Origin of the sequence: Pseudonocardia sp. EV170527-09, assembly GCF_008369905.1 — a bacterium.
Classification (GTDB): Bacteria; Actinomycetota; Actinomycetes; order Mycobacteriales; family Pseudonocardiaceae; genus Pseudonocardia.
This window is the reverse complement of sequence record NZ_VRMC01000028.1, coordinates 1-25,501: the sequence shown is the minus strand read 5'-3', so window position 1 is coordinate 25,501 and position 25,501 is coordinate 1. Positions and strand designations below refer to the sequence as shown.

The window sequence follows — 25,501 nt, the reverse complement described above, 5'->3', positions numbered from 1 at the left end:
GGCTGGTGTCGTGGCCGGTGAGGCCGGGTGATCCTAGCCAGGGGGCGGCTCGCTACCGTCGGGTGCGTGCCCGTCGACGTGATGCTCCCCTTCTACGGCGACCCGGAGCTCCTGCGCCGCGCGGTCCGCAGCGTGCAGGCCCAGCGCCGCACCGACTGGCGGCTCACGGTCGTCGACGACGGCTACCCCGACGACTCGATCGGCCCCTGGTTCGCGGGCCTGGGCGACGACCGGATCCGGTACCGCCGCAACGCGACGCGGCTCGGCGCGCAGCCCAACAACCGGTACTGCATCGAGGCGGTCGAGCTGCCGTACTTCGTGATGATGGGCGCCGACGACCTGATGGAGCCCGACTACCTCGACACCGTCCTGGCACTGCACGAGCGTTGGCCGGACGCCGCGGTGGTGCAGCCGGGCGTGGCCGTGATGGACGCCGACGACCGTCCGGTCCGCCCGCTCGCCGACCGGGTCAAGGCGCTGCTCGCGCCGTCCGGATCCGGCCCTCGGGCGGTCGGCGGCGAGGACCTGCTGGTGAGCCTGCTGCGGGGGAACTGGCTGTACAACCCGTCGCTGTGCTGGCGGACCGACGCGGTCGAGCAGGTCGCGCTGCCGGAGTCCGCGGACGTGTTCGACCTGGCGCTGCCGGTCGCGGTGATCGCCGACGGCGGGACGATGGTCGTCGACGACCACGTCTGCTTCCGCTACCGGCGGCACCGCTCCAGCGACTCGGGATCGGGTGCGGTCGCCGGGAACCGGTTCGCCGAGGAGCGCCGCTACTTCGCGGCGGAGGCGGACCGGATGGAGGCCCGGGGGCTGCCCCGTGCCGCCCGTGCCGCCCGCGCGCACGTGTCGTCGCGGCTCAACGCCGCCGTCCAGCTGCCCGGGGCGGTGCTGCGCCGCGACGCCGCCGCGCTGCGTGCCCTGGCCGGGCACGCCCTCGGCCTCAGCTGATGTGGAGGACCCGCTCCAGCCAGCGGGAGTAACCGGGGTCGAGGCGGGCGTCGGTGACCGCGCGGCCCTCGGCGAGGCGCCGGTCCAGCGCCGCCCGGACCTGCGGGGCGACGTCCGGCTCGGCGAACACGAGCTGGAAGTACTCCGGGCGCATCTGCGCGACGCCGACGAGCTCGCGGCCGGCGAGCACCGGAGTGAGGTCGGTGCGCCACGACGCGGTCGGTGGCCTGGGTGAGGAGCTGGTGACGACGACGACGGACGGGTCGTCGGTCCGCAGGACGTCGGTCGGGTCCGCGCCGTGCGCGATCCGACCGTCGTTCAGGCCGATGTAGTCGGTGGCGGTCCATCCGGAGAAGTACGGGATGGCGCCCGCATCGGACACCGCGACGGTTCGCCGGTCCGGCGCAAGGTCGGTGTCGGCCAGCGCCAGGCCGACGGCGACGTGCGCGCGCCGGAGGTCGTCACCGTAGTTGACCATGCTCGGCCCGTCCGGTGCGAGGACGCCGGCGACCGTCGTCCAGCCGACCGCGATCATCGCCGCCGTGGCCGCGACCCGGCGCATCTCGACCGTGTCGAGCGCCCACGCCGCGGCCAGGCACAACAGCGGGAGGCCGTGCCACGCGAACCGCGACAGATAGTCCATCGCCGGGGCGGTGAGGGCCGGGATGATCCACAGAGCCGTGCAGCTCGCCAGCACCAGCGCTGCCGAGGCCGCGGTGCGTACCCGGAACAACGCCGCAACGGCGAACGCCAGCAGCGGCAACAGCGTCGCCGCCGTCAGCTCGATCCAGCGACCGTCGGTCGTGGCCTCCACACCCACCTTCACGTAGAAGGTGTTCGGCAGTGGGTGGCCGTAGTACGCCCATCGTGCGACCACGTAGCCGACGCCGATGGCGCCACCGGCCGCGGTCCACAGCCAGGTCGACCTGCGGGATCTGCGCAGCCACAGCCACACCAGCAGCGCGGGGGCGACTCCGAGCACCCCGTCAGGGCGGAGGGTCCCCGCCAGCAGCAGCAACGCCGGGATCTCCCAGGGGCGGACCACGGCGTCCCGGTCGTGCAGCAGCCGCGCAGCGAGGACGACGGCCCGCAGCACGACCAGAGCGAAGGGCGCTGTCTCCAGGCCGGCATCGACGTGGACCCAGGTCGGGAGGAACAGGACGAAGCCCCCCGCGGCCACCACGGCGCCGCTTCGGGTGCGAGGCTCGGTGACCAGGATCCACACGGTGGCAGCGGCACAGGCGGCAGCCGTCAGCTTCGAGACCACCGGAAGGGGCACACCCAACCACACCCACGGTGTGTGCCACACCATCCACGCGAAGTTGGTGAACCCCTCCACCGGCATACGCCCCGGGTTCCAGACCGGCCCGAATCCGTGCGCGAGGTTCTCGCTGTAGCGGTAGGTGATGTAGGCATCGTCGACGGTCACCGACCAGCACGCCCACACACCGACGGCCAGGGCCGTGAGGGCGGCGACCAGGAGGATCCTGCGGTCCGGGGGACGCCGGCCCGTGTCCTGGCCGCGGTCCGCAGCCTGTCGACGTGCACGCAGCATGGCCGCCAGTGTTCCGCGAACGGCGGTGACCTGTGGACCGAATCAGTCACAGTCCTGGACGAGTGCGGGGCGTGGCTCGCGCTCGACCCGCCGATGGTCGCCCGAGGTCCGAGGCCTCAGGGCACCGCGGGGACGCCGGCCCGCACCAGCACCGCGTACGGGCCGACGTCGCGCCGCTGCCAGGCCGGGGCGTCGAACAGCTGCGGTGCGAACACCGCGGGGTCGGCACCCTGGCGGGGGTCGGGGAACCGGTCCTGCGACAGCGGCAGCCGCAGTGTCCCGTCGGCGGCCCGTTCCAGTACGAACACCGACGGCGCCCGCACCGGGCTGCGGTCCAGCGCGGCGAGCAGCCGCCCCGGGTCGGTCGCGGCCGCCCACCGGCGGAGCTCGTCGGTGCGGGCCGGGTAGTCGGCGAGCGGGTTCGCGTACTGCGGCTGCGAGGCCTGGAACGCGAAGTACGGCGTGTAGCTGAGCAGGGTCGCGTTCGCGCTCGCGACGACGACCTCCCGCGGCGGACGACCGGTCAGACCGTCGATCGTCGTGCGCAGGTCCCCGAGCCAGGCGTTCGCGTCGGCCGGGTCCCGCGAGCCGTCGGGCCGCGTTCCGTCGGGGCGGTAGTCCTGTGCGGTCCCGGTCCATGCGTAGTCCTGCGGGACCGACTGCACCTGCCCGACGACGACCGCCGCGGCCAGCACGGTCACGACCGTCGCCGTGGCCCCCACCCGCGCCCCGCCCCCGCGCAGCCGCTCGGCCACCTCGGCGACGGCCCACACCGCCCCGCAGGCCAGCGCCGCGGTCAGGATCGGCTGGATCCGGAAGGCCAGCAGTGTCGTCCCGGCGGCGAGCGCGACCGTCGAGAGCAGGTACCAGGCGTAGCCGCAGAGCGCGGTGACCGCCAGTGCCCTGGCCACCGTCGAGGTGCGGGCGCGGACCACGATCCACACCGTCCCGAGCAGGCACAGCGCGCCGACCGGGGTCGCCTCCAGCATCGGCAGCGGCCACCGGGCGCCCGCCTCGGCGAGGAAGTGCTGGCCCGCGCTGTGGGTGGGCCGCCCGGCCGAGGCCAGCACGTACGGCAGCCAGTGCACCATGGCCGGCGGCAGCGCCGCGACGAGGACCACCGCCACCGTCGTGCCGAGCCCGGCCGGGCCGGTCGTGCGGGTGACGAGGCCGTCCACCGCGAGCACGGCCAGGACGAATCCCGCGAAGGCCAGGATCTGGGTGTGGGTGACGGCGGCCAGGCCGAGTACGAGGCCGACCAGGAGCGCGGTGCGGACCCAGGCCCCGCGCCGCCGCACCAGCCGCAGCCCGAGCACCGCCAGCGGCGGGACGAGCGCCGCGGTCAGCCACGAGTACGGCGAGTACGCGGCCAGTGTCACGAACCCGGCCAGGGTGGTGGCGACGGCGGCCCCGACCGCCCGCGGCCGGGACGTCACCAGCGCCCACAACGCGTAGGTCAGCACGGCGGTGACCGCCAGCGTCGCGATCGAGTACGGCTTGTGGAACGCCCAGGCGTCGACGCCCAGCAGCGCCGCCGCCCGCCCACCGAGCCAGAACCACGCGGCCGGGTAGTACGGCGGCATGTCCGCGTAGGCGAAGTCCGCGAGCCGCGCCGAGTCCGCGAACCGGGTCAGGAACGCGACCCGGAACTGCTGGTCGCCACCGACGCCGAACAGGTAGTGCGGGGTGTTCGCCAGGAACAGTGTCAGCGGCACCGTGGGCAGCGCCGCCAGCCCCACCCACGCCAGCGGCGCGGCGACCAGCGGGGATCGGGCCCACGCCGCGGCCGCGAGCACCGCCGCGACGAGCGCCCCGCCGGTCGCGGTGAGCGCCAGACCCACGTTCGACCCCGCCGGGACGGTGATCCGGTCGGCGACCAGCAGCCCGACGGCCACCACCCCGACGGCGACGACCGGGCCGACGACCAGGTCGGCCGCGGCGAGGAGCCGTCGCGCCACGGTCAGTTCTGCTTCTTCTTCACGGCGACGACGAGGAACGCCTTCGAGATCGCCCACAGCGGCGGGAACCGGCGCAGCGCAGCCACCCCGAGCGAGTACAGCCGGGATCCGCCGCACTCGGCGAGGCTCACGTCGCCGGGCACGGTGAACCGCGCGTCGAGGTCGGGTCGCTGCGCGAGCAGCCGGCGCATCCGCAGGTAGCTGGGGGCGTAGCTGGCGTCGGTGTAGTCGCTGCCGCGTCCCGACCAGCGCAGGTAGCGGGTCGCCAGCGGCAGCGGCAGCCACGCGAGGAACGGCAGCGAGTAGTGCGCCTCGATCGGCCACCATCGGTTCGGCACCAGGATGTAGGCGACGCCGCCGGGTCGCAGGCAGGACGCGATCCGCTCCAGCGCGTCGTGCTGGTCGTCGAGGTGCTCCAGGACGTTGTCGAGCACGGCCACGTCGAAGGCCCCGGCGTCGTCGCCGTGGCCGAAGTCGCCGATGCCCTGGACACGGAACGTGAAGTTCTCGCGGCCGCCCTCGGCGGCCAGCGCACCGTTCGGCTCGATGCCGACGACCTCCCGGCACAGGCCCGCGAGCTCGAGTGCGGTGTAGCCGTACCCGCAGCCGAGATCGACCACCCGTGCGTCACGGAAAGGCACGTCGAGAGCGGGTTCGGTGGTGATCGCGATCTGCTTCGCGAAGCCGGTCGCGAGCCTGCGGCGCTCGACCATCCGCAGGGAGCGTTCGTACTCGGGGAGTTCGGTCACGGGGGCTCCGTCGAGGGCGTCGGGGGGTCACCCACCGTACGGGGACGGGGACGGGGCGTCGGGACCGGGCGGGGCGAAGGCCTGGGCCTGCGGGGTGGCCGGCGCGCCCGGTGTGCAGGCCGTCAGCCGCCACAGTTCCTGGCCCCCACCGGTCGCGACGAGCTCGAACCCGGGCACCGGTGCGATGTCGTGCAGACCCGGGTACCAGCGGGCGCCGCCGTGGCCCGGCCAGAACGTGATCGGCCCCGTCAACAGCCAGTCGACACCCAGGTCGGCGGCCGCCGTGCAGACGGCCGGGTCGGTCCCGACGTCGCGGAACCGCGTCGCCAGCAGCGTCTGCTCCGGGGTCCAGTTGCCGATGAGGTGCGGGAACAGGACCCGGCGGCCGGTCAGCGGGAACAGCAGTGCGTCGCCGGTGAACGGGTCCGCGGCCACGACGTCGTCGGGGCCGACGATCCTGCCGACCTCGTCGAGGAACTCGCGCTGCCCCGGTTCGAGGAGCGGGTCGGACGGCTGCTGGTACGGCCCGGCCAGGACGTCGGCGTGCGTCGCCACCGACATCCCGCCGGTCGTGGCGACGACGACCGCGAGCAGCGCCGCCGCGAGCGCGGGCGCGACCACCCGGCGACGCGCCAGGGCCGAGGTTCTCGGGATCCGCAGCAGCACGTGGCGCAGGACCGACGCGAGGGCGCACAGCCCGACCACGGCCAGCACGGCCCCGGTGACGGGCACCATCGCCGCCAGCCGGTAGGAGTCGTTGTACCAGGCACCGGTGAGGGCGGCGGAGGTCTTCCCGTCGTCGGCCGCGGCCAGCACGTAGAGCGCGCCGGAGGCGAGGTGCGCGGGTACCAGCCACGAGGTCGCGACGCGCCGCAGCGCGGCCACCGCGCCGACGACGACCAGCACCGACAGCACGACGAGCTCGGGACGACCGTTGGGGGAGTTGAACAGCACCTGCCCGATCGCCGTCGGCACGTCGGTGAACGCGGGCCAGTCGAAGCTGCGGACCCCGGCGGTCAGCGGCGAGGCCGTCATGAACCACAGGACGGCGGCGACGATCCCGGCGACGCCGAGCGCGGCCAGCACCGGCTGCCAGAACCGGCGGGTGAGCAGCCGTCGCCGGGCGAGCACTCCGATGCCCCACAGCACCGGGAACAGGCCGAGCACCGCGAGGCTGAACAAGGCGTTCGGGTGGGCGAGACCGAGCGCGGGGAGTGTCAGGACCAGGGTGAACGCCGCCCCGCCTGCGCCGATCACGCTGCGCTCGGCCACCCCGACGACGGCCAGCAGCAGCGTCAGGTACCCGGGCAGCAGCGCCACCCCGAGCAGGTTCGGCCACAGCACCCCGAACGACATGAGCGCCCACGGCAGCGCGGTGAACCCGGTCGCGAGCACCGGCGCGGCCAGCGCGGCACCGGACGAGGGGCCCATGACCTGACGGGTCAGCGCCGCCACGGACAGCGGGAACACCACCCCCGCCACGACCCAGGCCGTCAGGTTGGTCGCGACCGGGACCCCGCTGCCGGACAGCATCGCGACCAGCGACACCAGGTCGTGCCAGCCCGCCGGGTACAGCGCCACCGCCGACGACGGGTTCGTCAGCGACCCCAGCGTCAGCGACGACGCGTCGCCGGACTGCAGGATGTGGGCGACGGCGTTGTAGTGGAAGACGCCGTCGTAGGTCGAGGACAGGCCGTCCACCGGGCCGAAGCCGAGCACCACCGTCCACCACGCCAGCCCGGCCGCGACGACGACGCCCGCCGCGGCGGCGATCCCCGCCCGGCGGCCGTCGGCACCCGCCCGCTGGGCCGAGGTCCGCCACACCTGGGGCATCGCGGCCGTCATCGGCTCGGGGCGCTTGGCGAACCGGCCCCTCGGGGTGCGGACGCGGTCCAGCGCAGCCCGGAGCCGCCGGACCGGGGCCCACGACCGCAGTGCCGTCCGCCAGCCCCGGTGCAGCGCGCTGCCGGGCGGGCGCCGGGCGACGAAGACCCGGAACAGCCCACCGAGCAGCGCGAGCACGACCGCGACGCCCAGCGGCACCCATGGCCCCCAGCGCACCCCGGCGAGGGTGCCCAGCACGGCCGTGGACGAGATCACCGCGGTCGACACGACCGGTGCGAGACCCCACGCCGTGACGCCCCGGACCCCGCACGCCCGCAGCACGAGCAGACCGGGCCCGACCACCCAGAACACCGCGACGAGTGCGGTGGGCAGCGCGGACAGCCAGGTGGGTCCGGCCATCGAGGTCGCGGCTCCTCTCCCGGCGCCGGTCCCGGAGCCGTCGACGACCCACCGGACCCGATCCCCGGCGCTGGCCGGTCTCGGAGACTACCGGCGGCCGTGCGGCCCCGCCGGTCCCGTGCCCGACCGGGTGATCAGGAACCGACGACCCGGCCGGCGTCGCAGGCGGTGATGCGCCACAGCGCGTTGTCGCCGTCGCGGGCGAGCAGCTCGAACCCGTCGGCGTCGGCGAGGTCGTCGAGGCCCGGCCACTGCAGCGCCAGCGGGTCCGGCTGCCAGAACGTCGGCGGCGCCGTGATCACGTACCCGGTCCCGGTCTCGGCGACGGCCGCGCACACCGCGGGGTCGTTCGACGCGTCGCGCAGCCGCTCGGCGATGATCTGCTGGTCCGGCGACCACACCCCGGTCAGGTGCGGGAACAGCACCTGCCGGTCGGTGAGCGGCCACAGCATCGCGGTACCGGCCCACGGGTTCTGCGCCACCACCGCGTCCGAGGGCAGCAGCTCACCCGCCTCGCGCAGGAACCGCGCCTGCTCCGGGCCGACCAGCACCTCCTCCGGCGTCTGGTAGATCGCGGCGAGCGAGTCGACGTGCGAGCGCTGGTAGAGCCCACCCGAGGTGATGACGACCGCGACCACCCCGATCGCGACGAGCACCGCCGCCCGCGGCCGGGGCAGCCCGGCGACGGCGGGTGCGGCCCGGGTGAGGCGGTCGCGGACCAGGCAGGCGAGGCTGCGGGCCAGCGAGCACAGCGCGACCAGACCGAGCGCGGCGAGCGGGGCCGCGGTGACCGGGACGAGCGCGGCGATCCGGGGCGAGTCGTTGTACCAGACCCCGGTCCACACCGAGGACCATGTGGTGGCGCCGACGACGTAGAGCGTGCAGACCATCAGGTGCGCCGGGACCAGCCAGGACGTCCGGGCCCGGCGCAGCGCCCACACCGCGCCGGCCACCGTGAGCACCGCGATCGACCAGGCCGGGGCGTTGTCCTCGGGGCTGTGCAGCACCGCGTTCCACACGGCGTCGGTGACCGAGAACTCCGGCTCCCAGTAGTAGCCGCGGATCCCGTCGAGGGCGGGGGAGGCGAACATGAACCAGCCGACGCCGCCGAGCGCGGCGAGCACGACCGGCACCGCCGTGACCGCGCGCACGGTGGGCTACGTGCCGCCGCGCAACCCGCGGCGCACCGCGCCCACGAGCCCCCACAGGATCGGCGGCACCGCGACGACCACCGCGCCGAACAACGCGTTCGGGTGCGCGAACCCCAGCGCGACGACGGCGGCCACCGCCGGGAACCAGCGCGCCACCCGCCCCGGGGGGAACGGCCCCGGCCGGGCGGGGGACACCGGGTCCGGCCCGAGCCCCGGACGCGCGGCGAGCGCCGTCGCCGCCAGCGCGGCCGGGACCAGCGAGACGCCCAGCAGGTTCGGCCACAGCGCGCCGTAGGTGACCAGCGTCCACGGGAACGCGACGAAGCCGAGTGCCAGCACCGGGGCGGCGAGCGCCGCACCGGCCGAACGCCCGACGAGCGTCCGCACCAGGAACAGCACCGACAGCGGCCAGACCAGCAGCGTGGTGACCAGCGCGACCACGTTCGACGCGACGACGATCTCGCCGGGGCCGGGGGCCAGCGGCGCCACCAGCGAGACGACGTCGTGCCAGGCGGCGGGGTAGAAGCCGGGGGAGTTGACCAGGCCGCCGACGGTGAGCGACGAGGCGTCGTGCGTCCCGAGGATCCGGGCGACGGCGTTGTAGTGGAAGTTCGCGTCGAACGTCTGCGACAGCGCGTCGGGCCGGGCCATCCCGCGGACGGCCGCGCTGAACCCCAGCGCGCCGGCGATCACCAGCCCGGTCAGTGCCGCGAGCCCGGTCCAGCGCCGGTCGGGTCCACCGCGGAGCAGCGTCCGGACCGACTCCCCCGCAGCGGCCCGCACCACGGTGGGTCGCGGCAGCAGCGGGAGGCCGAGCACCAGCCGTCGCACACCGACCACGAGCAGCGCGAACGCCGCCGCCGCGGTGGCCGGGGCGGCCCCGCTCCAGGGCACACCCAGCATGCTCGCGCCGACCGCGGAACCGGCGATCACGCCGACCGACAGCATCGGGGCCGCGCCCCAGGCGGCGATCCCGCGCAGACCGGCGGCGAGGCCGACGACCAGACCCGGGAGCGTGACCCAGGCGGCGGCCAGCACCACGAGGGGGACGGCGGACGACCAGCTCACGCCATCTTCTCCTCGGGCCACGACGGTGCCGGATACGTCCGCTTCTCCGACCTGCCTGCGAGGGTACCGAAGCCGCCGGGTGCCCCGGATCACGCCTGCCCTACCCTCGGTGGCCGTGAGCGTCGACAGTGCCGACCTGAACGGTTACGACCTGAGCAGCTACGACCTGATCGTCGTCGGGTCCGGTTTCTTCGGACTCACGGTGGCCGAGCGGGTCGCCGAGGGCCTCGGCAAGCGCGTCCTGGTCCTGGAGCGCCGGAACCACATCGGTGGCAACGCCTACTCCGAGGCGGAGCCGGAGACCGGCATCGAGATCCACCGGTACGGCGCGCACCTGTTCCACACCTCGAACGAGCGCGTGTGGGCCTACGTCAACCGGTTCACGAGCTTCACGAACTACCAGCACCGCGTGTTCGCCCGGGTGGGCGAGCAGGTCTACGCGTTCCCGATGAACCTCGCGCTGATCAACCAGTTCTTCGGGAAGGCGCACACCCCGGACCAGGCGCGCGCGCTGATCGCCGAGCAGTCCTCGGAGGTCGAGACCGGGCAGGCGACGAACCTGGAGGAGAAGGCGATCTCGCTGGTCGGCCGCCCGCTCTACGAGGCCTTCGTCAAGGGCTACACCGCCAAGCAGTGGCAGACCGACCCCACCGAGCTGGACGCCTCGATCATCACCCGGCTCCCGGTCCGCTACACCTACGACAACCGCTACTTCAACGACACCCACGAGGGACTGCCGACCGACGGCTACACCGCGTGGCTGGAGCGGATGGCGGCGCACGACAACATCGACGTCGTGCTCGACACCGACTTCTTCGCGGTGCGCGAGCAGCTGCCCGCCGACGTCCCGGTCGTCTACACCGGCCCGCTGGACCGCTACTTCGACCACGCCGAGGGCGAGCTCGGCTGGCGCACCCTGGACTTCGAGATGTCGGTCGAGCCGACCGGCGACTTCCAGGGAACCTCGGTGATCAACTACAACGACGCCGAGGTCCCCTTCACCCGCATCCTCGAGTTCCGGCACATGCACCCGGAGCGGGACTATCCGAAGGACAAGACGGTGATCGTGCGCGAGTACTCGCGCTTCGCCGAGTCCGGGGACGAGCCGTACTACCCGATCAACACCCCCGACGACCGGGCGAAGCTGGAGCGCTACCGCGAGCTGGCGCGCAAGGAGACCGCGAACCGGAACGTGCTCTTCGGCGGGCGCCTCGGGACCTACAAGTACCTCGACATGCACATGGCCATCGGGTCGGCGCTGACGATGTACGAGAACCGGCTCGTCCCGCACTTCACCGAGGGGCGCCCGCTGGCGGGGACCGACGCCGAGGACTAGCTTCACGCCACCTGTCGGCATTTCTGATGAGACCTGTCGGCGGAGTGCAACGGCTCACACGTCTACGGCGACCAGCCGTACGTGACTTCTCAGAACGGCCCCCGGCACGGGGCCACCCAGCAGCCGTGGTGGGACGAGCAGCAACCTGTCACCGCACGGATCCCCAGTCAGATCCCCGCGCAGCGCGGCGCGCCGACGCCCGGCGCGCAGGAGGGGCCTCCGGCCCCGGAGGTCTCGCGCGGTACCGGTCGCCGTCTCGCCCGCTGGTCCGGGGTCCTCGTCGCGACGGTGCTGGTGCTCGCCATCGGCATGGCGATTGGGGGGAGCGGTACTCGGCAAGAGACCGCTGCGGCGGCCCCGGCGAGCAGTAGCGCCGACCAGGGCCGGATCGCCACCCTGGAACAGCAGCTCGCCGACGCCCAGCGGTCCAACCAGACGCTGCAGTCCGAGCTCGACAGCCGGACCACGGCACCGCCGGTTCCTGCGGCACCCGCAATCCCGGCCGCGCCGGTCGAGACCGGGCCCGCGACGACCGTCTCCGACGGCACCTACGAGGTGGGGGTCGACCTCGCTCCCGGCCGCTACAAGACCCCTGGTCCGAACGGTAGTGGTGCCCTGGACATGTGCTACGTCGCGCGGAGCAGGAACGACTCGGGCGAGCTGGGCTCGATCATCGCGAACGACATCGCCCAGGGCCCGTCGTCGGTCACGGTCAAGAAGGGCGAGTTCGCCAAGTTCTCCGGTGGCTGCACCTGGACCAAGCAGTAGCCCGCCACACCACGGCGGACTCGAACCATGATCACCGGTTGTGGAGCGGAGCGTACGCGAGGTGGGTCGCCCGCTCCACAACCGGTGATCATGGCGAGGAACGCTCCGGTGCCCACCCCAGCTCCGCCGACACCGCCGCGGCGGCGGCCGCGGTCGCCCGGCCCACCTCGTCGAACCGGCCGTCCAGGCGCGTGACCGGCCCGGACACGTTGAGTGCGGCGACCACCCGGCCGCGGAAGTCGCGCACCGGTGCCGACACCCCGGCCACGCCCGGCTCGAACTCCTCGTGCGACTCGGCCCAGCCGTGCTCGGCGGCCTCCCGGATCGCGCGCCACAGCTGCGGGACCGTCCGCACCCGCGAACGCGGGTAGTCCGGTACCAGGTCCTCGACGGCGCCGAAGCGTACGAACAGCTCGTCGGGGGTGGCGTCGGAGAGCAGCACCCGGCCCGCCGAGGTGCACGGCAGCGGGGCTCGCCTGCCCTCCCAGCCGGTCGTGCGGAACGAGTGCCCGGACACCGTCCGCGCCGTCAGCAGCGCGTCGTCGCGCAGCACGCACAGGTGCACGGTCTCCTCGGTCGCGGCCGCCAGCCGGTGCAGCACCGGTTCGGCGACGGCCGTCAGGCGACTGTCCGTCCCCCGCGCGGCCAGGGAGAACAGCCGCCACCCCAGCCGGTAGACGAGCGTGTCCTCGTCCCGCTCGACCAGCCCCGCGTCGGCGAGGGCCCGCAGCGCGCGCGAGACCTGGCTCTTCTCCCGCCCGGTCAGCCGGGCGACGGCGGTGACGCCCAGCCCGTCGGTGCGCACCGCCTCGTCCGACGCCAGCGCCTCCAGCAGTGCGACGTCGCGGCCGAGCCCGTAGCCGTTGTGCACCCCGGCCACGCTAGTCCCGGTTGCCCTGAGCGCAACAATGATCTCGATTCCCGGCCGGACCTGGCGCGGCCGCGCGGACGTCGGAGATTCTGCGCTCAACCGGCTCGGGGCGCACCGCCCCCGATCGCGCCCCGAGCCGGAACCAGCTCCCGACACGATCCCGGACCTGATGAAGATCACCGACATCACGCTGGACCGGGTGCGGCTCCCGCTGGACCCGCCGCTGCGTGCCGCCTGGGACCCCGATCCCCGCCCCGTGTTCGACGCGACGATCGTCCGCGTCCATGCCGACGACGGCGTCGTCGGCATCGGTTCCGGCGACACGATGGACGGCTTCGACGCCTACCGGCACCTCTTCGTCGGCACCGACCCGCTCGCGATCGCCCGGCACGTCCGCGCGATCGAGACCTGCGCGCTGCACGGCGGTCACTACTGGCCGCTGGAGGCGGCGCTGTGGGACCTCGCGGGCAAGGTCGCGGGCCTGCCCGTCGCGACCCTGTTCGGCGGTACCTACGAGGCCGTGCCCGCCTACGCGTCGTTCTGCGTGCTGCGCCCGCCCGCCGAGCGCGCCGAGGTGGCGCAGCGGGTCGCCGAGGAGGGCTTCCGCGCGGTCAAGATCCGGGTCGACCGGGACCGCGCCGACGAGGGCGTCGCCGCCGTCGCCGCGGTGCGGGAGGCGCTCGGCGCGGACGTCGCGATCATGGTGGACCTCAACCAGGCGTGGCGGATGGCCGGCGACGTCGCCCCCGCCACCGACCTCGCCGCGACCCGGCGCCTCGTCCGGCGGCTCGCCGAGCTGGACGTGTTCTGGGTCGAGGAGCCCCTGCCCTACGCCGACGTCGACGGCATGCGCACCCTGCGCGCCGACAACCCGGGTCTGCGGATCGCGGCGGGGGAGATGCAGCGCTCGTTCGGCGAGCTGCTGCGCCTGCTCGACGGCGACGCGCTCGACGTGTACCAGCCCGACGTCGTCCTGGCGGCCGGGATGAGCCGGGTCCGCACGCTGGCCGAGCTCGCGTTGCTGCGCCACCGCGCGTTCACCCCGCACAGCTGGACCAACGGCATCGGCGTGCTCGCGAACCTGCACGTCAGCGCCGGCGTCGGCGGCGGACCGTACTTCGAGTTCCCCTACGACCCGCCGGACTGGACACCGGCGCGTCGCGACTTCCCGCTGGCGCAGCCCCTGACCGTCGGCGACGACGGCATGCTGGCGGTCCCGAGCACCCCCGGCCTCGGGTTCACCCTCGACGAGGAGGCGATCGCACGGTGGCGGGTCCGGTGAACGGGTTCACGGTCGAGGCGACCTGCGCCCTGGAGTTCGGTCCCGGCGCGGTCGCCCGGGTCCCCGCGCTGCTCGCCACCCAGCACGGCGCCCGCGCCACCGACGACCTGTGGCCCTCCCCGACCCCCGGGCTGCCGCTGGTCGCGGTCCCCACCACGGCCGGGACGGGCGCGGAGACCAACGGGTTCGGCGTCGTCGAGGACACCTGCGCCAAGCGGAAGGTCTACCTGGGCCACGCCTCGGTCCGGCCGCGCGTCGCCGTCCTCGACCCGGAGCTGACCGTCGGCCTGCCACCCGCGGCGACGGCCGCGACCGGCTTCGACGCGCTCGTCCACGGCGTCGAGTCGCTCGCCTCCCGCGGCGCCAACCCGGTCTCCGACGCCGCCGCGGCGCAGGCCGTCGCGCTGGTGGGCCGGTGGCTGCCCGTCGCCGTCGACGACGGCACCGACCTCGAGGCCCGCGCACAGCTGCTGCTCGGCGCGCATCTGGCGGGCCAGGCGCTGACCGTCTCCGGGCTCGGCCTGGTCCACGGCATCGCGCACGCGGTCACCGCGCACACGGGCACCCCGCACGGGGTCGCGCTCGCGTCGGTGAACGAGCAGGTCATGCGCTGGAGCGCCGACGCCGCGGCGCAGGCGTACTCCCGGGCCGGAGCGGCGCTGGGGACCGGCGACGCCGTGGCCGGGATCGCCGCTCTCGTCGAGGACATCGGTGTCCGGCGCCCGCTGCGCGAGCTCGGCGTGGACCGGGAGCTGCTGCCGGTGCTGGCGGCCGCCGCCGTCGTGGACCCGGTGACGGCCAACGCGCCGCGGACACCGACCGAGGACGACGTGCGGGAGATCCTCGACGCGGCCTGGTGACCCAGTGCCGACGGCGCAGCACGGCCGTGGCCTCCGCGCGCAGGGCCGGCTCGTCCATCGCGCTGGTCTGGCACGGTCGGTGACCCGGACGATCCACACCGCTCGCCCGCCGCGCCCGCCCGCCTCCCGGCTCCCGGCTCGTGCGCGGCTACGCTCGCGCACGACTCCACCCGGACCCGGGCGGACCGGCAGCGCCGCCGCCCGGGACCCCAGCGCCCCCCGCGACGACAGAGGCAGCTCCTGCGATGACCACGACGGACCAGCGAGGTCAGGTGTCCCCGACCACCCCGGCCACGACCAGCGGCGAGACGCTGCTGCAGCGGGTGGTCCTGCCCCGGCCCGCCGACCCCACCGCCGTCCGCGCGCTCTACCTCGACGAGCGCCCCGGCACCACGCTCTCCCCGGTCGAGCCGCTCGCCGACGAGCGGGCGCGTCCGCTCTCGCTGACCGTGTCGACCATCGGTGGCCGCCGCACCCGCATCCTCGACCGCACCGGCGCCACCGTCCCCGCGGCCACCGAGGTCTCCTTCGGCGCCTACTTCAACGCCTTCGCCGCGGGCTACTGGCGGGCCTGGTCGACGCTCACCAGCATCGAGCTGCGGCTGGACCTGGAGGGCTCCGGCCGCGTCGACGTGTACCGGACCAAGGCCGACGGGTCGCAGATCGTCGTCGCGGGTGAGGTCGTCGAGGGCCGTCGCCGGGTCACCCTCGAGCTGGACCTGCGCCCCTTCGAGGACGGCGGCTGGTACTGGTTCGACCTGTCCACCGACGACGCCGACCTCACCCTGCACGGCGGCGGCTGGCACGCCCCGCACGACGCGCCGGGGCGCGCGGCCGTCGTCGTCGGGATGCCGACGTTCAACCGGCCCGCCGACTGCGTCGCCACCCTCACCGCGCTCGGCTCCGACCCCCAGGTGCGGGACGCGATCACCGCGGTGATCCTGCCCGACCAGGGCACCCGCAAGGTCCGCGACGAGGCCGGCTACGAGCAGGCCGCGGCCGCGCTCGGGGACCGGCTGCGGATCATCGACCAGCCCAACCTGGGCGGCTCCGGCGGCTACGCCCGGATCATGTACGAGGTCCTGCACGGCACCGGCCCGCACGCGGGCGGGATCGACTGCGAGCAGATCCTGTACATGGACGACGACATCCTGCTGGAGCCCGAGTCGGTGCTGCGCGCGATCGCGTTCAGCCGGTTCGCCCGCGAGCCGATGCTCGTCGGCGGGCAGATGCTGTCGCTGCAGGCGCGCTCGCAGCTGTCCACGATGGGTGAGGTCGTCGACCGCAACCAGTTCCTGTGGCGGCCCGCGCCGGACACCGAGGCCCACCACGACCTCGCCGCCCGCACCCTGCGACAGACCCGCTGGCTGCACCGCCGCGTCGACGTCGACTACAACGCCTGGTGGATGTGCCTGATCCCGCGCCGTGCCGCGGAGCAGCTGGGCCTGCCGCTGCCGCTGTTCATCAAGTGGGACGACGCCGAGTACGGCCTGCGCGCCCGCGCCGCCGGCTTCCGCACCGCGACCGTCCCGGGCGTCGCGATCTGGCACATGTCCTTCATCGAGAAGGACGACTCCTCGGACTGGCAGGCCTACTTCCACTACCGCAACCGGCTCGTCGCCGCGGCCCTGCACGGCCCCGACGACCCGCGCGCGATGCTGAAGGAGACCTTCAAGCGCACCCTGCGCCACCTGATGCTCATGGAGTACTCGGCGGTCGCGCTGCAGATCAAGGGTTTCACCGACTTCCTCGCGGGCCCCGAGGCGCTGTTCCCGAAGCTGCCCGTGGTGCTCGACGAGATCCGGGCCCTGCGGGCGCAGTACGACGACGGACGCCCGCTCGAGTCCGCCACCGAGGTGCCGCCGGCCGAGCTCGACGCGCTCGGCGCGCAGCTGTTCCCGAAGCCCCCGGTGGGCCGGGCGAAGGCCGCGGTCGGTCTCGCCCGCGGGGTGCTGCGCAACCTGCGCACCCCGGACCCGGCGCTGCGCGAGCGCCCGCAGCGCAACGTGCCGTGGCGCAACGCCCAGTGGTTCGTGCTGGCCGGCCTGGACTCCGCGACGGTGTCCACACCGGACGGCCGCGGGGTCACCTTCCGCCGTCGTGACCCGGCGATGTTCAAGGAGATGGTCGCGGAGTCGTTCCGGCTGCACCGCGCCGTCGCCGCGGACTGGGACGGCCTGCGCGCCCGTTACCGGGCGGCGGCGCCCGTGCTGACCGGCAAGGACGGTTGGAAGCAGATCTTCGAGTGAGCCCCGCCCGCCGGGGGCCGCTGCTGCTCCTGCTCGGCGTCGTCACCTGCCTGCTCGGCCTCGCCGCCGCGCTCGCCCCGGTCGACGCCGAGGACCCGGTCGTCACCTGGCCCCGGGCCGGCCAGGCACCGACGAGCACGGTGCTGCCGCTCGCGCCTTACCGGCCGCTGGAGTTCTCCGCGACCGTCCCGTGCGCCGCGGCGGCCGCTCTCGGCGAGGGCGACGTGCTGCGGACGATGCCCGCCGCGCAGGAGAACCCGGTGACCGCGCCGGGCTTCGTCGCGAGCGTGTCCGGGGGGACGCTCACGCTGCGCACCGGCGACCGGGTGCTCGCCACCGCACCCGCCGCGTCGGGCTGTGTGTTCGAGGTGACCGCCGCCGACGGCGGCACCGTCCTCACCCGCGGCGGGGCGATCCCCGCCGAGCGCCTCGACATCGCCCCGCCGCAGGTCGCCGAGCTCGCCACCGACGTCGCCGGGCCCGCCGCGGCCGGGCTCGCGGTCACCCTGCACACCGATGCGCGCTACGCGTCGTCGCCGTCGCCGCTGAAGGTGGCGCTGCTGGTCGCGCACCTGCTCGCCCTGGCCGCCACCCTCGCCGTCGTCGTGCGGACCTGGACCGGCACCCGCCGGGTGTTCGACGCGCCGGTCCGCCCGGGGGCCGCCGACCTCGTCGTGCTCGTCGTGAGCTGCGCCTGGGCGGTGCTCGGGCCGCTCAACATCGACGACTCCTGGTACGCGCTGATGGCCCGCCAGGGTGCGCAGACCGGGACGATCGGCAACGCGATCTACCAGTTCGACGTCACCGAGGCACCGTTCGCGACCAGTCAGTACCTGCTGCAGTGGTGGGGGTCGCTGGTCGGCTGGGGCCTCGGGCCGCTGCGCGTGGTGCCGGTCGTGCTGGGCCTGCTGACCTGGGTGCTGCTGCGGTACACCCTCGCCGCGCTCGCGGGACGGGTCGGCGTCCGGCCCGGGGTGGTCGCCGTGCTCGCCGTCGCGCACCTGGCCTGGTTCCTGCCCTACGGCATCTCCCTGCGCCCCGAGCCCGCCGGGACCGCGGCCGCCGCCGGGGTGCTGCTGCTCGTCGCCGCCGCCTGCCGCACCGGGGCGGTCGGGCTGCTGGCGCCGGCCGTCGTCGTCGCGGTGGTGGGGATGACGACCGCGCCGACCGCGCTGGTCGCCGCGATGCCGTTGCTGCTCGCGCTGCCGCTGGTGTGGTGGCACCTCGTGCACGCGCGGTGGGCGACCCGGCTCGCGACGGCGGCCGTCGCGTTCGCCGCCGCGAGTGCGGTCGTACCGCTCGGGCTGGCCGACCAGACCCTCGCCGACGTGCGCGAGTCCGTCGCCGTGCACCGCTGGTACTACTTCCAGTACCAGTGGTACTCCGAGTTCGTCCACTACGCGAACCTGCTCGGCCCCGACGACCAGGGCACCTGGGGGCGACGCCTGCCGGTCCTGCTGACCGTCGCCGTCCTCGCGCTGGGCGCGGTGCGGCTCGCGGCGCGGCGCGGCACCGGCGGCCCGCTCGGCCGGGCACTCGGCTTCGCGCTCGCGGCGACCGCGCTCGGCCTCGTCGCCGTCGCGGTCAGCCCGACCAAGTGGGTGAACCACTTCGGTGCCGTCGCCGCACCCGCGACGCTGCTGCTCGGCATCGCGCTCGCCCGCGGCCCGCTGCCGCGCCACGCCCCGGTCCGGCTCGTCGGGGTGGGGACGGTCGTGCTCGGCGTCGTCGCCGCGGTGGTCTACGCCGGGCCGAACCTGTGGCGCCCGTTCTCCGACTGGGGCCAGCCCTTCGGCAACCACTCGGTCCTCGACGCGCCGATCCACCAGCAGGTCCTCGCCCCGCACCTCGGGCCGCTGTACCTGCGCAGCCCGCTGCTGTGGCTGCTCGTGGCCGCCGCCGCGCTGTGGTGGGCCCGGCGGCGGGGGCGGGCTCCCCGGCCGGACCGGGCGGTGCTGCGCGTCGCCACGGCGGGTGGCGTCGCGCTGATGCTCGCCGTGTTCAGCGTGGCTCCGGTGCAGCAGGCCCCCGGCGCGTCGGTGGCCTCGATGAACCTCGCCATGCTGACCGGCGACGGCTGCGGGCTGGCCGACGCGCTGACCGTCACCGTCCCCGACGACGCGACGTCCCCGCCCCCGAGCGCGCCGCCCCGCCTCACCGGGGTGATGCGGGAGGGCCCGCCGCCCGACCGCTCGTCGATCCCCGGTCCCGTCTGGCACACCGATGACGCCGGCACCGGCGCCCTCGACGCCGGCTGGTTCGCCGTCCCGGCCGGGACCACGCGGCTGCTCCTGCCACTGACCGGGGACCTGCGGAGCGGCCAGAGCGTCCGGATCGACACCGGGGCGGGCGCGGTGACGGTGGACCTGCCCGGGGAGAAGCTCGGCGACTGGCGGGACGTGGCGGTCGCCCTTCCCGGCCCGGCCGACCGGGTCCGGCTCGTCGTCGACGACCGGACGGACGGCCCCGACTCCTGGCTCGCCGTCGGCGCCCCGCTGCCCGCCCGCGAGCTGCCCGCCCGCACGGTGCTCGGTGACGCCCCGGTGTTCGCCGACCAGGCCTCGGCGGTGCTGTGGCCCTGCCAGGACCAGATCGCGGTACGCCACGGCATCGCGCAGGCGCCGCAGTGGCGGCTGCGCACCGGCGACAGGCTGGAGGGCGCGACCGAGTCCACCGCGTTCTTCCCGGCGAACGGCGGGACGCTCGCGGGCATCGACCGCACCGCGACCTTCGACGAGCTGCCCTCGCGGCTCGACCCGCCGGCCGGGCGGGCGATGTTCGCGCCGGCGCACGTCGAGCGGGTGCGCTACGAGCACCCCACCGACGGCTACGACCTCACCGTCGGCTCCCAGCGACGGTGGGGCTGGGAGCGGCTGCCGACCCTGGCCACCCGCGACTACACCGGCCGGGACTTCCTGGGCTGAGCGGCGCACGCCCGTCCGGCGTCGGTGTCCACACCCGTTCGCCGGTGTCCACACCGGTCACGACCGGTGTGGACGCCCGGGGAGGGGTGTGGACGCCGCGGAGCCGGGCCGGCTCAGCCCGCGTCGTAGAGCCGGGTCCAGGTCTCCCGCGAGGTGAGCCTTGGCTCGGCGGCCTTCCACTCCCTGGCGGCCTGCGGGCCCTCGTTCCAGAGCCGGCGCACCGTCTGCACCCCGCGCGTGGTGAGTTCGCGCAGCCGCTCCCGGTCGCGGGTCCGGATCCGGACACCGGTCTCGGCCATGTCGGTGACGATCGCGCGCTCGAACAGCGACACGTGCCACCAGTGCGCCTCACCGGCCGGGACCATCCCGGAGCGGAACGGTACCCGCCCGGTGGCCTGCAGCACGGCGCGCTTCACCCAGGTCCGCACGACCTTCGACGGCTTGTGCCCGGCCAGGTGCACGACGGACTCGCGCACGTCGAGCCCGGCCTGGGCCAGCGGCACCGCCGTCGTCTCGGGGTAGGCGGCCCGGATCCGGCGGATCTCCGCCGCCGCGGCGGCGGAGCCGTCGTCGAGCACCGAGGGGCCGCGCAGGAAGTCGTCGACGGCGGTCAGCAGCGTCGCCGCCAGCCCGTACTGCATCGCGACCAGGTACTGGGCCAGCAGCTCGACGATCGTCGTGGTCACCGTGCGCCGGTCGAAGCCGGTGCGCAGGGCGGCGGTGATCAGGCCGTTGCGCTGGTTGAAGTAGCGGTGCCACTCGTCCCAGTCCTTCCAGCCGAAGTCGGCGTGCCACACGGCGGCACCGGGCAGCGACACCGTGGCGAAGCCGCGCTCGCGGGCGCGATAGCCGAACTCGACGTCGTCCCACTGGAAGAACAGCGGCAGCGGGTAGCCGATGGCCCGCACGACCGGCGCGGGGATCAGGCAGGACCACCAGCCGTTGTACTCGGTGTCGACCCGCTGCTCCTGCACGATCGGCAGCAGCCGCTCGTCGCGGCCGAGGAGGAAGCCCTCCTCCAGGGCGCCGGGGACGGGCTTGCCCACACGCAGCTTCTCGGGCACGGCGTACTCGGCGGTGATGTGGACGTGCCCCGGGTGGAGCAGGTTCAGCATCTGCCCGCCGACGATCGTCGGCGCGGTGGTGCAGGCGGCGAACCCGGTCAGCCGGACGACGATCTCCGGGTCGAGCAGCACGTCGTCGTCCATGAGCAGGACGTCGTGGTCGTCGGCCGGGTCGCCGGCGGTCGCCTCGTAGAGTCCGCGGGTGAAGCCGCCCGCGCCGCCCAGGTTGGGCTGGCGCTGGTAGGCGAGCCGCTCGCCGAACGCGGCGGCCAGCGGCGCGAACCGGTCGCGCGACTCCAGCGGGTCACTGCCCTGGTCGACCACCCGGACGGTCGCCACGCGGGCCAGCGCGGCCGGGTCGTCGAGCAGCGCCTGCAGCGTGTTCAGGCAGTCCTCGACGCGGTTGTGGGTGCAGATCGTGATCGAGGTGGGCCGCGGCGGGCGGGGCACCGCGACCGTCCACTCGACGTCGGACACGGTCAGCGTGCCGGTGTCGGTCGCGAACTCCAGCCAGAGCCCGCCGCCGTCGACGAAGCGGTCGATCGCCCCGGTCAGCTCGACGACTCCACCGCCGTCGACCCCGGTGGTGGCGACGGCACGGGCGACCTTGTTCGTGTCCGAGGCCATCAGCCACACCCGACCGCGACCCGCGGCGCGCAGGGACACCCGCACCTCGGGTACCGCGGTCCAGCGCTGCCAGTAGGTGGCGTGCAGCCGCCCCCAGTAGGTGTTGGTGGTGACGTGAGTGGCCGGGACCAGCTCGATCAGGCCCCGCTCGCGGCGGGCGGCGCCGCGCAGGACCTCGGCGTAGAGGTCCTCGGGCACCAGGTGCGTCGGCCCGGTGAAGGGGCCACGCTGCACGACCAGCCGTCCGGGGCGGGCCCCACCGGCGGTGTCGTCGGCCGGGGCGGGCTCGCCCCCACGGAGGGGCCGGGCGGTGTCCAGCATGGCTCTCGCTCTCGCCTCACATCTCGGATCGGACAGGACGAAGTCTGCCGGGGCCTCAGTCCGGCAGCGGCGTCGGGTCCGGCGAGGGTTCCCCGGCCTGCCCGACCTGCTTCCAGCCCCACAGGGTCCGCTCGCCGTCCTGCACCGGGGCGGGGACCGCCCGCGGGTCGTAGGGCTCGACGAGCCGGATCTGGCCCCAGTCGAAGTCCCAGGCGCCGGGCAGGTAGGTCGGGACGTAGCGCTGGGCGGCGGTCCGGACCAGCCAGCCCTGCGGGCCGCCGAACCGGCTGCGGCCCCACTCGTCGGCGACGGTGCGCTGCTGCGGGTCGGCGAGCATCCGGAACACCGGCACGTCGGCGATGCCCCGGTGCACGCCGAAGCGCGTCACACAGGGATGCACGAACGACGTCGCCCAGTCCAGGTACGCGGTGCCGCGGGCGGCGATCGTCGTCAGCGGGGTCAGCCGCGGCACCCGGGGCTGCGCGACGGCGACCCACGCCCCGGTGCCGATGCCGCGGTCGGACACGATGACCCGCACCCGGTCGGCGTCGGCGGCCGGCCGGCCCGCGAGGTCGACGCGCAGGTCCCGCCACGCCTGGCCGCCCGAGGCGCCGCCGGAGTAGTCCGAGGTGCTGCTGACCGCCCCGCCGGGCTCGATCTCGTCGACGACGGCGCCGTCCCGGGCGAACTGCAGGGTCACGGTGTTGCCGCCGCCGATCGTCCCGGCGACGCCGAGGACCAGCGGTGCGGAGCCGTCGCGGGCCGCGGCGGGCAGCGTGTGCCACGCCGAGCGGTAGTCGCCGACGTTCTCCGGGTCCGGCGACCAGCTGCCCATGACCGGTCCGCCCAGCGGGCCGGTGCCGGTGACGCCGGGTCGGTCGTCGCCGTCGCCGGTGTTGTCGCGCAGTGATCCCGGTCCGGTCGGGGGCAGGCCCTCGGGCGTGAAGCCCTCGGCCAGCGGGCCCGGGTCCGCGACGCCCGCCGGTTCCGGCGCGGTCGGCAGCACGTTCGCGGCCGGGTCGGTCTCCACCTGGATGCGCCCGGCGAGCCCGCAGCGGGACCCGGTGGGGTCGGTCAGCACGTCGGCACCCAGGGAGTACGAACCGGCCTGCTTCTCCATGCCCTTGGCCATCGACGCGACCTGGAACAGGACCATGAGCGCGCAGATCACCGCGATCGGCGCCGACCCGAGGCGGACGGCCTGGACGGTGCCGATGCGGCCGCGCCGGCGGCCGAGGGTCCGTCGCACCGGGCGCGGCACCCCGGAGGCCGAGCGCAGGTGCTCCACCCCGGCGACGACGAGCGACAGGAACGCCAGGACCAGCAGCACCGTCGTCGCCTGGATCCCGCTCACCGACACCGGCTTGTCGAACCACGGCACGCCCCAGTTCGAGACGTACCACCAGGTGTTCGGACCGCGGAACGCCAGTGCCGTCACCGCGAGCACCGCGGCCAGGAACAGCGCCTGGTTGCGCCGCGAACGCAGGACCCCGGTGCTCGTCGCGAGCGCGGCCAGCGCCGCGACACCCGAGGCGAGGGCGGCGAACGCGCCGAAGTGGTGGGTCCACTTCGTCGGGGTGAGGGCCAGCACGGCGAACGACAGCGCGGTGCTCGCGAGCAGCCGCCGCGAGAATCCGAGTGCGGCGCCCGGGATGCGGCCCCGGCGCAGCAGCACGACCGTCGAGACGGTCATGCACAGCCACAGCAGCAGGACCGGGAAGCGGCGCTGCAGCGAGCCGTCGCGGCTGTCGCTGAACAGCAGGTCGTAGCGGGCGAGCTCCTGGTACCAGGGCAGGTTCGGGCCGATGTCCTGGCGGACCCGGGTGGCCTCGGTGACGGTGGCGAGGGTCTGGTCGCCGAACACGGCGGTGAGCACGATCAGCCCGGCCGCGAGCAGCGGTCCGAAGGTCGCCGCCCAGCCGGTGGTGCGGATCCGTTCGGTGAACAGTCGCAGCAGGGGGCGGGCCGCGGCCAGGAACGGGGCCAGCGCGATGAGACCGGTCGGGGTCGCCGCGACGGCGAACGCCCCCGCGACGAGTGCCCCCGCGACCGGCAGCAGCCGCCGGGTGGCCAACGCGCGCTCCAGCATCACGAACGACACCAGCGCCGCGATCACGACGACCGTCTCCGGGCGCAGCCCGTTGTTGAACGGCAGCCAGAAGCAGAGGAACACCCCGGCCGCGGCCCAGCCCGCGGAACGGCTGCGCCGGACCTGGGCGCCGAGGCGGGGCAGCAGCGCCCGGCTGATCAGGAACCAGGACGCGACGCCCATCGCCAGCGCCGGGACCCGCAGCCACAGCACCGACTCCGAGACCCCGCTCCACAGCGAGTACAGCTGGTAGAACCAGCCGAACGGCGCCTCGGGGACGTCGAACCAGCGGTGGTAGTTGCCGATGTAGCCGGCGGTGTCGTTGCCCCGGGAGATGTCGAGGATGTACCCGTCGTCGCTGGTCATCGACCCGATGAGGGCCCACACGACCAGGACGCCGACGACGACGGCGTCCCGCAGGTCGTCCTGCCCGCGCAGCCGCCGGGCCAGCCGGCGGCCGTGCACGACGCGGCGGGCGTCGGCGTCGTCGATCCGGCGCAGGAAGAACAGCGCGCCGAACAGCGCGACGATCGCGACGCCCCCCGCGACGAGCTTGAGCGTCGAGGCGTCGGAGTCGTAGCGGTTGTCGGTGTCGAACCGGACGCTCGTGCCGCCCATCGGATCACGGGCCGCGTCGAGGTCGGAGTGGATCCCGGTGAGCTGCGGGCGGCCGTCACCGGCGAACTCGTACAGCGTGGCGCCGCCCAGCGTCGCCGTCGTCGCGTCGAAGTCCGAGGTGAACGTGAGGGCGCAGGGCTCGCCCGGCGGGGGGAGCGGCGCGGTGGCGATGCGCTGGCCGCGGTTGTCGAGGGTGACCACCCCGTCGGCCACGGCGACGCTCAGCCCGACCGTGTCGCCGTCCGGGGCGCCGGTGGGCGTCGTGGACAGCACGGTCGCGCGGCCGGGGGACCGGTCGTCGAGGCTGCGGATCGCGTCGCAGCCGATCGTCGCGGTCAGGCTCTCCGGCCGGTACGCGACCAGTGGGGCGTTCAGCGGTGCGGTGCCGGTCGTGGCGTTCGGCCAGGTGACGGTCGCCGTGTTCTGCACGACCGGCAGGAACGGGATCGCCAGCGCCAGCACCGCCGACAGCAGGCCCAGTGCGGCGGCGAGGAGGCGGTCGGTCGGACGCGACCGGCGGTCGGTGGAGCCCGATCCCGGGCGGGGATCGGCCTCCGTTGCGGCGGTCAGCACCCGGACGAGGCTAGACGCCACCCCGTGATCATCCGTGACACCCCCGTGACCCGTAACCGTTGGACCGGTCGGCCTAGTTGTGATGTCCAGGGAGGTTGGTCAGCCTGGTGACTGGTGGCTGGCCGCCGATGGCGGAGTGAGCGCGGTGGTGATTGTAGAAGTGCATCCAGCCGGGTAGGGCGTCGTTGCGTTGGCGGGTCGACTCATAGAGTCGGGCGTAGGCCCAGCCGTCGGCCAGGGTCC

General features: G+C 74.7%; 15 protein-coding genes and 1 pseudogene. 7 read left to right on the top strand and 9 right to left on the bottom strand.

Annotated elements, in window-relative coordinates:
- Positions 1-66 precede the first annotated feature (66 nt).
- On the top strand, positions 67-951 hold the full coding sequence (locus tag FVA95_RS11145; protein WP_149664148.1) for a glycosyltransferase family 2 protein: 885 nt from the start codon (positions 67-69) through the stop codon (positions 949-951).
- Here FVA95_RS11145 and FVA95_RS11140 read toward each other — a convergent pair.
- The 5 genes and pseudogenes from FVA95_RS11140 to FVA95_RS33910 all read right to left on the bottom strand — a co-directional run bounded on the left by FVA95_RS11140 (position 944) and on the right by FVA95_RS33910 (position 9,646).
- Entirely contained in the window at positions 944-2,506 is a 1,563-nt protein-coding gene (locus FVA95_RS11140) for a hypothetical protein (protein ID WP_149664147.1), read from the bottom strand. The genes FVA95_RS11145 and FVA95_RS11140 overlap by 8 nt on opposite strands.
- A gap of 116 nt (positions 2,507-2,622) precedes the next feature.
- The gene (locus FVA95_RS11135) at positions 2,623-4,464 is read right to left on the bottom strand and encodes an arabinofuranosyltransferase (protein WP_161992271.1); all 1,842 of its coding nucleotides are present in this window, start codon (positions 4,462-4,464) and stop codon (positions 2,623-2,625) included.
- Between the two features lie 2 nt (positions 4,465-4,466).
- Positions 4,467-5,213, bottom strand: coding sequence for a class I SAM-dependent methyltransferase (locus FVA95_RS11130; protein ID WP_149664145.1), 747 nt, complete (start codon positions 5,211-5,213; stop codon positions 4,467-4,469).
- Positions 5,214-5,240: 27 nt separating this feature from the next.
- A complete protein-coding gene (locus FVA95_RS11125; protein ID WP_149664144.1) occupies positions 5,241-7,457 on the bottom strand; it encodes a DUF6541 family protein in 2,217 nt (738 codons plus the stop codon).
- 134 nt (positions 7,458-7,591) lie between these two features.
- Positions 7,592-9,646 (bottom strand): annotated as a pseudogene (locus FVA95_RS33910) (DUF6541 family protein).
- A 139-nt stretch (positions 9,647-9,785) separates the two neighbouring features.
- On the opposite strand from FVA95_RS33910, the gene glf reads away from it, so the two are divergent.
- Both glf and FVA95_RS11105 read left to right on the top strand, forming a co-directional pair.
- On the top strand, positions 9,786-11,012 hold the full coding sequence (glf, locus tag FVA95_RS11110) for a UDP-galactopyranose mutase (protein WP_149664141.1): 1,227 nt from the start codon (positions 9,786-9,788) through the stop codon (positions 11,010-11,012).
- 81 nt (positions 11,013-11,093) lie between these two features.
- Positions 11,094-11,780 carry a hypothetical protein gene (locus FVA95_RS11105; RefSeq protein WP_149664140.1) on the top strand — a complete coding sequence of 229 codons (687 nt, stop codon included), beginning with the start codon at positions 11,094-11,096 and terminating at the stop codon, positions 11,778-11,780.
- An 88-nt stretch (positions 11,781-11,868) separates the two neighbouring features.
- Here the strand turns inward: FVA95_RS11105 and FVA95_RS11100 are convergent, their stop codons facing one another.
- A complete protein-coding gene (locus FVA95_RS11100) occupies positions 11,869-12,651 on the bottom strand; it encodes an IclR family transcriptional regulator (protein WP_240051413.1) in 783 nt (260 codons plus the stop codon).
- Between the two features lie 169 nt (positions 12,652-12,820).
- Here FVA95_RS11100 and FVA95_RS11095 point away from each other — a divergent pair, with 169 nt between their 5' ends.
- The 4 genes from FVA95_RS11095 (at position 12,821) to FVA95_RS11080 (ending at position 19,966) form a co-directional block, all read left to right on the top strand.
- Positions 12,821-13,933 carry a mandelate racemase/muconate lactonizing enzyme family protein gene (locus FVA95_RS11095; protein WP_149664138.1) on the top strand — a complete coding sequence of 371 codons (1,113 nt, stop codon included), beginning with the start codon at positions 12,821-12,823 and terminating at the stop codon, positions 13,931-13,933.
- Positions 13,918-14,793 (top strand): iron-containing alcohol dehydrogenase family protein, encoded by an 876-nt coding sequence (locus tag FVA95_RS11090; protein ID WP_149664137.1) that lies wholly within the window; start codon positions 13,918-13,920, stop codon positions 14,791-14,793. Before FVA95_RS11095 ends, FVA95_RS11090 begins: the two co-directional genes overlap by 16 nt.
- Positions 14,794-15,038: 245 nt before the next feature.
- On the top strand, positions 15,039-17,042 hold the full coding sequence (locus tag FVA95_RS11085) for a glycosyltransferase (RefSeq protein ID WP_149664136.1): 2,004 nt from the start codon (positions 15,039-15,041) through the stop codon (positions 17,040-17,042).
- Positions 17,039-19,966 carry an arabinosyltransferase domain-containing protein gene (locus tag FVA95_RS11080; RefSeq protein ID WP_149664135.1) on the top strand — a complete coding sequence of 976 codons (2,928 nt, stop codon included), beginning with the start codon at positions 17,039-17,041 and terminating at the stop codon, positions 19,964-19,966. The genes FVA95_RS11085 and FVA95_RS11080 overlap by 4 nt, the downstream gene beginning before the upstream one ends.
- 113 nt (positions 19,967-20,079) lie before the next feature.
- Here the strand turns inward: FVA95_RS11080 and FVA95_RS11075 are convergent, their stop codons facing one another.
- The 3 genes from FVA95_RS11075 to FVA95_RS11065 form a co-directional block, all read right to left on the bottom strand.
- Positions 20,080-21,978: a glycosyltransferase gene (locus tag FVA95_RS11075; protein WP_149664134.1), complete on the bottom strand. Its 1,899-nt coding sequence runs from the start codon at positions 21,976-21,978 to the stop codon at positions 20,080-20,082.
- A 55-nt stretch (positions 21,979-22,033) separates the two neighbouring features.
- Positions 22,034-25,258, bottom strand: a complete 3,225-nt coding sequence (locus FVA95_RS11070) for an arabinosyltransferase domain-containing protein (protein WP_149664133.1) — start codon at positions 25,256-25,258, stop codon at positions 22,034-22,036.
- A 73-nt stretch (positions 25,259-25,331) separates the two neighbouring features.
- On the bottom strand, positions 25,332-25,501 hold a 170-nt coding region (locus FVA95_RS11065; RefSeq protein ID WP_149663805.1), incomplete at its 5' end, for an integrase core domain-containing protein.

Excerpts from the sequence above, each read along its gene's own strand:
- FVA95_RS11125 (WP_149664144.1), bottom strand. The coding sequence starts at position 7,457 with ATGGCCGGACCCACCTGGCTGTCCGCGCTGCCCACCGCACTCGTCGCG.
- FVA95_RS11095 (WP_149664138.1), top strand. The coding sequence starts at position 12,821 with ATGAAGATCACCGACATCACGCTGGACCGGGTGCGGCTCCCGCTGGAC.
- FVA95_RS11140 (WP_149664147.1), bottom strand. The coding sequence starts at position 2,506 with ATGCTGCGTGCACGTCGACAGGCTGCGGACCGCGGCCAGGACACGGGC.
- FVA95_RS11085 (WP_149664136.1), top strand. The coding sequence starts at position 15,039 with ATGACCACGACGGACCAGCGAGGTCAGGTGTCCCCGACCACCCCGGCC.
- FVA95_RS11075 (WP_149664134.1), bottom strand. The coding sequence starts at position 21,978 with ATGCTGGACACCGCCCGGCCCCTCCGTGGGGGCGAGCCCGCCCCGGCC.